Annotated in this window: 12 protein-coding genes; 2 read left to right on the forward strand and 10 right to left on the reverse strand. The window is 67.2% G+C overall.

The features are described from left to right. Positions 1-136 precede the first annotated feature (136 nt). The 9 genes from M1L58_RS08160 to ggh form a co-directional block, all read right to left on the reverse strand. On the reverse strand, positions 137-1,498 hold the full coding sequence (locus tag M1L58_RS08160; protein ID WP_248658505.1) for an ammonium transporter: 1,362 nt from the start codon (positions 1,496-1,498) through the stop codon (positions 137-139). Between the two features lie 62 nt (positions 1,499-1,560). After that, positions 1,561-2,586 carry a heme-dependent oxidative N-demethylase family protein gene (locus M1L58_RS08165; RefSeq protein WP_248658506.1) on the reverse strand — a complete coding sequence of 342 codons (1,026 nt, stop codon included), beginning with the start codon at positions 2,584-2,586 and terminating at the stop codon, positions 1,561-1,563. Then, complete coding sequence (locus M1L58_RS08170; protein WP_248658507.1) at positions 2,583-3,572, reverse strand: PDR/VanB family oxidoreductase; 990 nt, start codon at positions 3,570-3,572, stop codon at positions 2,583-2,585. The genes M1L58_RS08165 and M1L58_RS08170 overlap by 4 nt, the downstream gene beginning before the upstream one ends. Next, the gene (locus M1L58_RS08175; RefSeq protein WP_248658508.1) at positions 3,569-5,098 is read right to left on the reverse strand and encodes a heme-dependent oxidative N-demethylase subunit alpha family protein; all 1,530 of its coding nucleotides are present in this window, start codon (positions 5,096-5,098) and stop codon (positions 3,569-3,571) included. The genes M1L58_RS08170 and M1L58_RS08175 overlap by 4 nt, the downstream gene beginning before the upstream one ends. Continuing rightward, positions 5,095-6,105 (reverse strand): PDR/VanB family oxidoreductase, encoded by a 1,011-nt coding sequence (locus tag M1L58_RS08180; RefSeq protein WP_248658509.1) that lies wholly within the window; start codon positions 6,103-6,105, stop codon positions 5,095-5,097. Before M1L58_RS08180 ends, M1L58_RS08175 begins: the two co-directional genes overlap by 4 nt. Continuing rightward, complete coding sequence (locus tag M1L58_RS08185) at positions 6,102-6,659, reverse strand: dimethylamine monooxygenase subunit DmmA family protein (RefSeq protein ID WP_248658510.1); 558 nt, start codon at positions 6,657-6,659, stop codon at positions 6,102-6,104. Before M1L58_RS08185 ends, M1L58_RS08180 begins: the two co-directional genes overlap by 4 nt. Positions 6,660-6,668: 9 nt before the next feature. Next, a complete protein-coding gene (locus M1L58_RS08190; protein WP_248658511.1) occupies positions 6,669-7,052 on the reverse strand; it encodes an ethanolamine utilization protein in 384 nt (127 codons plus the stop codon). A 336-nt stretch (positions 7,053-7,388) separates the two neighbouring features. Beyond that, entirely contained in the window at positions 7,389-7,745 is a 357-nt protein-coding gene (locus M1L58_RS08195) for a hypothetical protein (protein WP_374112679.1), read from the reverse strand. 90 nt (positions 7,746-7,835) lie between these two features. Continuing rightward, on the reverse strand, positions 7,836-9,176 hold the full coding sequence (gene ggh / locus M1L58_RS08200; RefSeq protein ID WP_248658512.1) for a glucosylglycerate hydrolase: 1,341 nt from the start codon (positions 9,174-9,176) through the stop codon (positions 7,836-7,838). Positions 9,177-9,273: 97 nt separating this feature from the next. On the opposite strand from ggh, the gene M1L58_RS08205 reads away from it, so the two are divergent. Further along, complete coding sequence (locus tag M1L58_RS08205; RefSeq protein WP_248658513.1) at positions 9,274-9,954, forward strand: SDR family oxidoreductase; 681 nt, start codon at positions 9,274-9,276, stop codon at positions 9,952-9,954. A 124-nt stretch (positions 9,955-10,078) separates the two neighbouring features. Here M1L58_RS08205 and M1L58_RS08210 read toward each other — a convergent pair whose 3' ends face one another. Next, the gene (locus tag M1L58_RS08210; protein ID WP_248658514.1) at positions 10,079-10,468 is read right to left on the reverse strand and encodes a nuclear transport factor 2 family protein; all 390 of its coding nucleotides are present in this window, start codon (positions 10,466-10,468) and stop codon (positions 10,079-10,081) included. A gap of 177 nt (positions 10,469-10,645) precedes the next feature. Between M1L58_RS08210 and M1L58_RS08215 the strand changes: the two genes are divergently transcribed. Next, complete coding sequence (locus M1L58_RS08215) at positions 10,646-11,323, forward strand: DUF4129 domain-containing protein (protein ID WP_248658515.1); 678 nt, start codon at positions 10,646-10,648, stop codon at positions 11,321-11,323. The last annotated feature ends 53 nt before the right edge of the window (positions 11,324-11,376 follow it).

Raw genomic sequence — 11,376 nt, forward strand, 5'->3', positions numbered from 1 at the left:
GCCGTTTGTTTCGTCCCTGTTTCCGCCGAGTGAGCGGTCGGTGTCGTTTCGGCGCCTCATGTGACGGGACGAAAAAGACCCGGGGCCCACCGTTCTCACGGTGGGCCCCGGGCCGTTGCTCACTTTCTCCGCGCGGTCAGACCTGCGCGGGCGGAGTCGAGGAAGGCATCGACTTCTCCACCGAATCGGCGGCTGCCGACGGCAACAGCGAGCCCAGGCCGCCGCCCGGATGACCGACGCTCGCGCTGGGGATCTCGTAGGCGGTCTCGGCGTGCAGGACGGTGTCGAGGCCGACCATCTCGGTCTCGTCGTCGACGCGGATCCCCATCACCTTGTCGAGACCCTTCGCGATGAGCCAGGTCATCACGAACGAGTAGGTGCAGGTGATCGCGATACCGGCGAGCTCACGCCAGATGATCTCGGGATCGCCGCCGAACAAGACGCCCTGGACGCCGGCCGGAGCGGCATCGGTGGCGAACAGGATGATGCAGAAGGTACCGACGATGCCGCCGATGCCGTGTACGGCGAAGGCGTCGAGGGTCTCGTCGACCTTCAGCTTCGACTTGAAGCTGAGCAGGAAAGCGACGACCGCGGCGGCGAAGATGCCCACGAGCAGGGCACCGAGCGGGGCCATGCTGCTGGCCGCCGGGGTGATACCGACCAGACCTGCGACGACGCCGGTGATGATGCCCAGCGAGGTGACATGACCTTCACGCCACTTCTCGATGATCGCGAAGCCGATCATGCCGGCGGACCCGGCGAGCAGGGTGTTCAGGATGACCGACTGGGCGAGGAAGTTGGCGCCGAGGGCACAGCTGCCATTGAAACCGAACCATCCGAAGAACAGGATGCCGCCACCGAGCATGGTCATCGGCACGTTGTGCGGACGCTCCATGCGACGCTTGCGGGCACCGAGCACGACGGCGAGTGCGAGCGCGGCGACGCCGGAGTTCATGTGGACCGCGGTTCCGCCTGCGTAGTCGACGATCTCGAGCTTGTTCAGCAGGAAGCCGCCTTTGTAGTCGTCGTCGACGTCGGCCGAGAAGACCCAGTGGGCCAGGGGGAAGTACACCACCAGCAGCCAGATCGGCGCGAAGACCAGCCACGCCGAGAACTTCATGCGGCCGGCAGCGCCGCTGGCCACGATGGCGATGGTGATGGCGGCGAACAGGATGAACCAGGCCGCGAAGTACAGCGTCTGGGTCGCCCCCGATGCGTCGTCGGTCAACCAGTTGGTCAAGCCGATGAAGTCGGTCGGGTTGCCGATGAGGCCCCAACCGCCCACCGACGGGCCGGACACGAGTCCGTAACCGATGACGACATAGAGCACAGCGGTGATCCCGAGAGTGGAGATGACCATCGACATGATGTTCAGGACGTTCTTGGAGCCGACCATGCCGCCGTAGAAGAAGGCGAGGCCGGGGAACATCAACAGGACGAAGACGAAGGCCGCCAGCATCCAGGCCAGGTCGGCGTTAGCCGCGAGTATCGGTTCCATGGGCGATCTTTCGGTTCGGAGACTCTGAGGTCCGGGTTACTTACACCAGCAGCTCACGGGCGTCATTGACCGCGTAGATAGGCGACGACGTTGTCGCGATAGTCGAGGAATCCCTTGTAGGCGGCGATGTCCTCACCGAGTGTCTCGATGACGGTCGCCAATTGGTTGGCCCACTCGGGTATTCGTTTCACATCCTCCAGCGAGGCCATGAATGTCCGGATATTGAACGTCACGGCACCCGACATCGGCAACCGGACGAAGTGTTCCAGCTCGATTCGCAGGCGTGCCCTGCCGAAATCGCCGTCGGCGATCATGCCCGGGACGTCACCCGCCCAGGCCGGCAGCTCTTCGAGACTGACGTCGAGCTTGTGCGAATCCGACGCCGAGAGAGTCCAGTTCACCCTGCGGTACACCTGATCCGCCGGTAGATTGCGCAAGAACTGTTCGGCGCGGGCGACGATGCCCTCGCGAAGCATGCGCGGGACCGGGGCGTGGATCTCGTACATGTCCATACCGACATCGAAGGAGACCGACCACGCCGCGGCGAAGGTCACCACACCGGCGTCGAAGTACAGGCGCCCGTCGCGTTCGGTGACGAGCAGGAGGTCGTCGGGCACCTCACGCGCCAGGAACTCCATGGGCCCGTAGGGCAGCGAGTCGGGGTCGCCGAGCACGAATTCCTGGTCGGTGCCGAGGATCTCGTTGCGCCAGTGGAACCTGCCGTCACCGTACTCGTCAAGGTGCATGATGTCGGGATACGAGATGCCGAGGTCGCGCAGGTAGTAGAGCAACAGGTCCCAGCAGGCGACCTCCATACCGGCGCGAACCCGCACGCGTGACGGGTCGCTGTCGAGGATCCGGCGGCGTTCGGCCATCATCTCCGGGTATTCCGCACCGCCGAGATCGACCAGGCGCCTTCCCCATTCGCCGGCACGGGTGCGACGGGGGTTGCGGGCGGGTTCGACGTTTACGCTGTAGGAGAACTCTTCGAGGTCGTCGGGAAACGGCCACGGCAGATTGGACAGGTGGTCCACCGGGCCGGACAGGTACTCGCGGGCCGATGCGGTCGGGATCGCTTCTGTGGTCACAGGTCCACCTCGATGCTCTGGCCCCGTGAGACACAGCACAGCATCGCGTCGCCGAGCGCCTTCTCCTCGTCGGACAGGACGAGGTCGCGGTGTTCGATGGCGCCTGCGCGCACGGGGATTCGACATTCGCCGCAGACACCCTGGCGGCACAGGTTGGGCACCTCGACGCCGCTGTCGAGGAGTCGTTGCAGCAGGGACACCCCGGCCGGGACGTCGATCCGGGCACCGGTCGAGGAGAGCGTCACGGTGAACGGGTCGCCGGGCTCCTGTTCGGGTGCGGCGAATCGTTCGAGATGAACTCGCGCCGTGGGCCATCCGGCCTGCGCGGCGAGCTGTGTGTAGGTGTCGAGCAGGGTGGCCGGTCCGCACGCGTAGGCGTGGGTCCCGAGCGGTTGCGACCGGAATCTCTCGGCGAGCAGTTCCGTCGTGGCGTCGATCCCCGAGACCTCGTGCAGGGTGACGTTGGGTTGCTGGGCGAGCGCACGGAGATCGTCGAGGTGGGCGCCGCTGCCGGGCCGGTAGGAGTAGACGATGTCGGCACGACGCCCCTCCCGCGCCAGCGCCCGAGCGTGCGACAAGACCGGGGTGACGCCGATGCCGCCGGCCACCAGCAGCGCTCCCCGCTGGTCGAGGATCGGCGCGAACATCGACCGGGGCCCCTCCACCTCGACGATCGCATCCTCGGTGAGGTTGTCGTGCAACCAATCCGAGCCTCCACCGGCGCCGCGGCGCAGGACCGAGATGCCGTAGGTGTTCGGGAACATACCGTCGTCGACGAGCGAGTAGGCGTTGCGGTGGTCACCGGCCGTGACGATGAGATGGCTACCCGGTTGGTAAGGCGTCAGTACCTGTGGGGCGTCGGCGAGTGGTGCGAACCGGAAGTGGGTGATGTCCCCGGTCAGTCGTCGAACGGCGGCGACGCGCATCGGACGTGGCGCGGTCGCATACCCCGGGTGCAGGTGTGCGGGGATGGCTGGTGCCGTCATGCATCACCTCCCGCGGCCGACGCCAGGAAGCTGCCCATCGTCGACGAATGGTGCTCGTGGATCTCCAGATCCCGAGCACAACCGGGACAGGTGACGATCCCGCCGGCACGTCCCTCGACGCGGAAGGTGTTGCGGCAGTGCGCACAGTAGAGCGGCAGATCGCGGGTGTGGACGACGAAGGACGACAGTTCGGCGGGGACGGCTCCGGCCTCGCGCGCGATCGCCAGGGCGGTCATCACGTCGTACTGGCCGCCGGTGACGAGGACCCGGGTGCCGGTGAGTGCTTCGCCGAGTGCGGCGTCGAGGGCCGCACGATCCTGCTCGTCGGTGAGGGTGTCGAGCACGAGCAGCCGGGTGGCGCCGACGGCCTCGGCCGCCGCGACCCAGTTGCGCGAGACGTGCGCGGTCTCGGCGCTGTCGCCGATGGCGACCACGAGGAAAGCGGCCCCGGTGGTGTCGATCGCCGGGGGAGTGGCCGGCCAGACCGGCATGCCCGGGCCGGTCGGTGCCGGCGGGGTCGGTGCGGCGTCGCGCAACCACTGCGCCGCGCGATCCCGGTACTTGATGATGCCCTTGTACTCGGCCATGTCCGCGGGCAGCTCGGCCAGGACCTCGGCGGCACGACGCCGCCACGGGTCGACGGTGGCCAGCTGCTCCAGGGGGAGCATGTAGGTGCGGATCAGGAACATGACCGCGCCCGAGTCGGGCAGGCGGATCAGGTGTTGCACCTCGACGCGCAGGTGTACGCGGCGACCGAACTCGGCATCGTCGACGAACTGGATGCTCTCGCGGTCGGGGCCCCACTCCGGGTAGAGCTCCGTCGACACGTCGAGGCGACGATCGATGGTAAGTGTCCAGTTGGTCCGCCGGTAGGGCTGGTGCGGCTGAAGGCGTTTGAGGAATTCGTGTGCTCGGGTGATGACACCCTCTTTGCGCACCCGCGGGACGGGCCCGTGGATTTCGAGGAAGCTCATGCCGACGTCGAAGCCGAAACTCCAGTCGGCGGCGAAGGTCACCACGCCGGCGTCGACGAAGAGCTGGTCGTTGCGCTGGTCGAGGAGGGCGATATCCTCCTGGACCTGAGAAGTGATGTACCGCAACGGTTCGTCGGGGAGGGTGGTCGCGTCCCCGTAGCGGAAGTGTTGTTCGATCCCGAGGATGCCGTTGCGCCACAACCATTCGTCGGGTCCCGTCGAGCGCAGCTGCATCTGCTCCGGATACGCGGCGTCGAGTTCGCGCATGAGGGTGAACATCGCGTCCCACGCCGCGGGGAGCATGTGGGGGAGTACGGCGTGGCGGGTCGGGTCGGCGGCGAGGATCACCGCGCGCTGGTCGAGTTCCGCGCGGTACTCGCAGTCGATGTCGACCACGGCGGTGCCCCACTGACCCGCGGGCGTCGTGACGGGTTGCTCGGCTGGTTCGACGTTGGTGCTGTATCGGTACCGGTCTTCGAGGAAGGGGAACGGGAAGCCGGCGATCAGGTCGGCCGCCGTCTCGGCGGCCACGTTGTCGAGTGTGCTTGTCACAGGGGAACCTCCAAGGTGCAACCGTCGGCGGCGCGGGAGACGCACGGCATGATGGCGTCACCGGCGGACTTCTCCTCGGCACTGAGGTAGAGATCGCGGTGGATGGGTGATCCGCCGGACAGGGGGATGCGACATTCGCCGCACACGCCCTGCCGGCACAGATTCGGGACCTCGACGCCCACCTCTTCCAGGGCCTCGAGCATGCTCGTCCCGGACGGGACGTCGATGCTCCGGCCGGATTCGGTGAGCTCGACGCGGAAGGGGTCACCGGCATCGAGTGCGTCTATGCCGAAGCGCTCGAAGTGGATTCGGGACTCGGGCCAGCCGGCCGCGATCGCCGCACCGACGACGGCGTCGATCATCGCCGACGGTCCGCAGACGTAGAGGTGGGTGCCGACCGGCTGGGCACGAAGCGCTTCATCCAGGCGCTCGGTGAACGAGAGACGGTCGGTGAACAGTTCGGCACGGGCCCGGGCGAGCACCGTGACGTCGTCGAGGTGGGCGGCGGCTTCCTCGCGGAACACGTACAGCAACTGCACGTCGCGTCCCCAACGCACGGCGGCCCTCAGGTGGGACACCATCGGGGTGATCCCGATCCCGCCGGCGACCAGCAGGTGCTTGCGGGCGCGGGCGATCGGTGCGAAGGCGCTACGGGGGAGCCCGACGGTCAGCAGGTGTCCGACGGCGAGTTCTTCGTGCAACCAGCGGGATCCGCCGTTGCCGTCGTCGACCTTGAGGACCGAGATCGAGTACTGCATGGGGTGGGTGCCGTCGCCGGTCAGGCTGTAGGCATTGGTGTGCTCACCCGCGTGCACCACCAGATGGCTGCCCGGTACGAAACCGGGGAGCGCGCGACCGTTCGGGTCCGCGAGCGTGATGCTGCGGATGCCGGCGACGGTGGCGTCGAGCGCGGTCACGACGAGTTGCATCGTGGCCGCGCGGTCGGCGCGGCTCGTCGACGTTGCGGCGGTTTCGGCCGAATCAGGTGCTGCGACTGTGATGCTCACAGTTCGACCTCCTCACCGGTGGACAGGGGTTGGGCGGTCTCGGCGTCGACCATGAAGCCCAGGTACTGGCCTGTCCGACGGGACACGTGGTGATAGACGAGCAGGTCGCGCCGACAACCGGCGCAGGGGATGACGTCGTCGATCGCCACCCGGGCACGGGTCACCGACCGACAGTGTGAACAGAACACATCAGCCTCCACGCGGCCGGCGGAATCGATTGCCAGAACTTCGATCTCGTCGTCTTCGAGGCCGGCTTTGACGGCGACGGCACGCAGCCGAAGTGCCGAGCCGGCGTCGGCGACGATCCAGACCCGGACCCCGACGGTGGCCTCGGTGAGCGCGACCCCGAGCTGGTCGGCGGCGGCGTCGGCGTTGCCGTGGATCCGGTTGGTGGCCAGCGGCGGTAAGTCGGCCTCCCAGCGACCCAGGGTGTCGGCGACGTCCCCGACACCGACCAGCAGATAGGAGCTGCCGGTCGGCGTGGGGGTCGTCGGCTCGACCAGGTCACCAGGCCGCGCCCACACCGGCACGCTGGAGTACGCGATCTGCGACATGGCCACCGATCAGAGGAGGGTGGCGTCGCGCAGACCGGTGTAGAAGGCGAGCGCATAGTCGGGGGTGCTGAAATAGATCTTCGAGCCCTTGGGGAAGAAGATCGCGTCCTTGGCCTTGGCGACCGTCTTCTGGCCGGTTTCCTTGTTCTCCAACAGGAACTCGCCCTCGAGGACGACCTTCATCTCGTCGTATTCGTACTCGTAGTACAGCGGCTCATCGGTGTGGCGGAGCTCGAAGTACCCGCTGCACATCGGGCTGCCGTCCGGGTTCTCGTAGACGTCGCCGATGAAGCCCTCGGTGCCGGGGTACTCCGCCTCGGGCATCTTCGGCAGGTCCTTGAAGCCATCGCTGGTCACGCGGAACTCCAGGGCCTTGGCACTCTCGATCGTCACGATGCTCCTCCATGTCTCAGTCGGGCGCTGCGCGCTCGTAGGGGTTGTTGGTTCGGCGTCTCTTCCGTGGCCATCTGGTGTTCCGGTGGTGACTCTTGGGAGTGGACGCCGTCCCCTGTTATGAAACAAGTGGCGTGTTTCAGCAGTGTGACGGCTTTGTAATGGTGTGCTACGCGCGTCGGGCACCAGCGGCGCCGCCATCATTTGTCGGGTCTACGTGCAGGTAGATTGAGATCCGATCACGTAATCCGTTCGCGCCCACCCTGGCTACCAACCTGTCTCACGACAAGGCCGGCAGCCAGCGTTGTCAGGTGAGCGGGAACGGAAAGAGTGGCGCTACTTCATGCCCCGGGGCGGGTGGTAGTCGAGCAATCGGTACCAATACTCGTCCGGAAGCACGTCCCCGGAACGCAACACGTGGGCGAGTCCGACGGCCATGAACACCCCGAGGACCCCGAGCCACAATCCGCAGAGGGAGATCGCGACGAGGGTGACGGTCCGGGCAACGGGCCACGGATCGAGGATCAGCAGCAAGGGCGCGAACAGAAAGCCGGCGGGGACAAACCAGAACGACAGCGCCTTGTCGCACTTCATCACCGCGGTCAGCCACTTCGGGGTCGACGCCACAGGTCGCGGCGGCGGGGCCGGGCGGTGGCGCACGCGGATCGTGGTGGCAATCGGCTGAGTGGTCATCGGACACCTCCTGGAGAGACTGTCGTGTCTCCAGACTGCGCGCGGAAGCGCAGGTAGGCCACTACCTCCCAGGTAGTCGACCCGGTGTACTCAGTCGAGCCAGTCCAGCACCGACGCCGCGGTCCAGCTCTGCTGCATGCTGCCGAGAGGTTCGCCGGTGAACGGTTCGTAGTACTCGGCGAACGAGCCGTCGGTGGCCTGACGCAGACCTTCCTCGCGGAGCCGCGCGGACCGCTCGGTCCAGCCGCGACGCGCGAACGCCCAGCTGAACAGCCAGGTCATGACCGGCCACACCGGGCCGCGCCAGTACTCGCGCGGACGGAAGTCGGCCGAGATCGGCGACGTCGACGGCGGGACCGCGTACCGAAGGTCGGGATGCCCACAGAAGCGCGGGCCGTCGAACAGCCGGAGCAGTGCGCGTTCCCGGTCGCGGGGGAGTCCACCGCAGATGAGCGGTGCGAACGCCGCGATGGTCTCGGTGGTGATCCAGGAATTCGCGCGCAGGTCGAAATCCCGCGCAGCACCGTTGCGGTCGTTGGCTGCGCCGACGACGCCGGCGCGGAAGCGGTCTGCCCAGGCGCGCAGGTCACGAACGTCGGCCAGGGGCTTGGAGTAGTCCTCACCGATCGTCGCCAGCACGTCGCAGGCGACCGCAAAGATCGCACTGACGAAGACGTCCTCGACGGCGAAACTCATGACCTTCGGCAGCAGATCGTCATCGTAGTTCGCGCGCTTCATCTGCTCGACGAGCCAGATGTAGCGGTCGTACTCGAGGTCGGTCGGCCGCATAGACAGGTCGGACACGTGGTCGAGGTCGGCCCGGGCATACGGCGGAAGATTTAGTCCAGGAACAACATTCGCGTACGCCGAGTCCCAGCGCGGCGAGTTGTCCATACCGGATTCCCAGCCGTGGAAGATGGTGATCCGGCCGCGCCCCATGGGATCCCGGGCATGTGCGAGCCAGCGATGCCATCGCACCAGGGAGCTCCACCGGCGGTCGATGAACTCGTTGGCCACCGCCCGCGTCGTGCGCCCGTGACGGCGGGAATGGTCGAGGATGCGCTGCACCGCGATCGCATGAACCGGCGGCTGCGTGATGCCCGAGGTGTCGGGGAAGTCGGGGGCGCACTCGGCGAGACGTGCGCACTCCCAGCGGGATGGGCCGGGGAAGTATCCGTCTCGGCCGTTGGCGAACACGATGTGCGGGATCATGCCGTTGCGCCACTGCGCCGAGAGCAGGGTGTCCATCTCGATCACGGCGCGTTCGACGGACAGCGGTGCGAGACCGACGGTCACGAACGCGGCGTCCCAGCTCCACATGTGCGGGTACAGCTTGGGTGCCGCACTGGTCATCGTGCCCAGGTCGTTGCCGCGCAGCAGATACGCGGCACGGGCCGACAGCTGCGTTGGGGTGAATCCGTACCTGGCCACCCCGACGATTCTGCCTCGCGACGTCCGCGTGTGCTCACCGAGGTGACCCACCGCGCACCCCGCGGCCGATGTCGTCCGGCGCAGTAGGGTTGGCAGAGTGCCCACCGCATTGATCACCGGGGCCAGTCGCGGCCTCGGCGCCCAGATCGCCCGACAGCTCGCCCCCACCCATGACCTGTTGCTGGGTGGACGCCCCTCACCCGAACTCGACCACCTCGCCACCGAACTCGACGGTGCGAGCACCTTCGCCGTCGAACTGACCGACTACGACGAGGTCGCCGCCGCCGTGGAGACCATCAACGAACTGGATGTGCTGGTCCACAACGCCGGTGTCGGCAGCAGTCTCGAGCATGTCTCGGACACGCCGGTCGAGGAATGGCAGCACGTACTCGAGGTGAACCTCGTGGCGGTCGCCGAACTGACGCGGCTCCTTCTTCCTGCGCTACGGCAGGCAGAAGGGCACGTCGTCTTCGTCAACTCGGGCGCCGGGCGGTCGGCCAAGCCACGCTGGGCGCCCTACGCGGCAAGCAAGTTCGGCCTGCGCGCCCTCGCGGACTCCCTACGCGCCGAGGAGCCGACGCTCCGGGTCACGTCGGTCTACCCCGGACGCATCGACACCGACATGCAGCGCGAACTGGTTGCCATCGAAGGCCGGGACTACGACGCCTCGCAGTTCCTGCGCCCGGAGTCGGTCGCCGCCGCCGTCGTACACGCCATCCAGACCCCGGCCGACGCCCACCCGCAGGACATTGTGCTGCGGCCGACGGGCCGGGGTTGAATCGCGGAAGTCGTCTCACCAGGCCTTCGTGGCTCGTCGCTTGCGCTCCTCGCACCTCAGGCAGCGAGGGGGTGCAGCTCAGAGCAGCGAGTGGGGTGCAGATCAGCGCAGCAAATGGTGCAGCTCAGAGCTGGGTCAGGTCTTCCGGACGCCAGACGGCGCGCATCGACGACACCTTGCCGTCGGAGTTGAAGACCATGATGTCGACGGGCGTGATCTCGAAGGCGAGACCAGAGGTCTTGGTGACGAGGGTGAACTCGAAGACCGCGGTGTCGCCGGCGACCTTCTTCCACTTGAGGGTCGCGGTGCGCTCTTCCATGCCGGTGATCACCGAGTAGAACTCGACGAGTTGTTCGCGGGTGTTGCGGATGTCGGCGCCGATCGGGTCCTCGACGGTCGCGTCGGGCGCGTAGAGGTCGGCGATCTGTTCTGCGGTGCCGTTGTTCAGCAGCTCGACGTAGGCGTCGACCGCCGCGTCGATCTTGTCGGCGAGGTCGGCTTGCTCGACGGTCATGAATCCTCCAGGAATTAGAACGTGTTCTAATTCCGCACCGTAGCACGCGGGTCCGTCGACCGGTGGATGTTTGCGGTGCTTGCGCAGGGTTCTTTGATACGTTCGCCGCAAGAGTCCCTTCCGGCCTCGAGTCCGGGAAAACGACGAGGTCGCAGCAGCGCGGAAAGGCCGGTATCCGTGACCCCGATCCTGGCTGCTCCGCTGGACCCCGGCAACGAGGAGGCCCGACGCTGGGCCGAGGACGAGCTGTCGAAGGACGTCTATCAGCCGCCGGAACCGTCGTGGTGGGACGAGTTCAGCGACCGCGTGTGGGAGTGGATCGCCGACAACATCCTGGACTTGTTCGGTGGCTCGGACACGATCCGGGCCATCGTCATCGTGGTCGCGATACTTTTGTTCGTGGGCCTCGCCGTGCTCGTGATCCGTCGGGTTCGACGTATCCCGCGCGTCCCGAAGACCGCGGACTCCGGCGCGGCCAAGGTGGTGCTGTCCGGTACGCGATCGGCGAACGAACTCCGCGCCGAGGCCGAGGACCGCTACGCCGCAGGCGACTACGACGGCAGCGTGGTCTACGCGGTTCGAGCCCTCGCCCGGCGCGCCATCGAACGAGGCCTGCTCGCCGATGAGCCGTCTCTCACCGCACACGAGGTGGCCACCGAACTGGTGTCCCGCTTCCCCGACCACGGCGTCGAACTGCGCAGTGCCGCTGACCTGTTCGACGCGATCGCGTACGGCGACCGCCACGCGGCCGCCGGGCCGGCGCGGGCGGTGCTCGAGCTGGAACGTGCGGTGTCGTCCACCCTGCCGGCCGCGGTGGGCACCTCGGATCCGCATCGTCTGGCGGTGCCCCGATGACGACGACCAGTGCTCCGTCGATCGCGCCCGCCCCGCCGAAGCGCGGTACGCCG

This window comes from Gordonia sp. C13 (assembly GCF_023218005.1).
GTDB lineage: Bacteria > Actinomycetota > Actinomycetes > Mycobacteriales > Mycobacteriaceae > Gordonia > Gordonia namibiensis.

Bases quoted from the DNA above. Each gene is read 5' to 3' on its own strand.
- M1L58_RS08160 (WP_248658505.1), bottom strand. From the start codon at position 1,498: ATGGAACCGATACTCGCGGCTAACGCCGACCTGGCCTGGATGCTGGCG.
- M1L58_RS08170 (WP_248658507.1), bottom strand. From the start codon at position 3,572: ATGACGGCACCAGCCATCCCCGCACACCTGCACCCGGGGTATGCGACC.
- M1L58_RS08185 (WP_248658510.1), bottom strand. From the start codon at position 6,659: ATGTCGCAGATCGCGTACTCCAGCGTGCCGGTGTGGGCGCGGCCTGGT.
- M1L58_RS08195 (WP_374112679.1), bottom strand. From the start codon at position 7,745: ATGACCACTCAGCCGATTGCCACCACGATCCGCGTGCGCCACCGCCCG.
- M1L58_RS08210 (WP_248658514.1), bottom strand. From the start codon at position 10,468: ATGACCGTCGAGCAAGCCGACCTCGCCGACAAGATCGACGCGGCGGTC.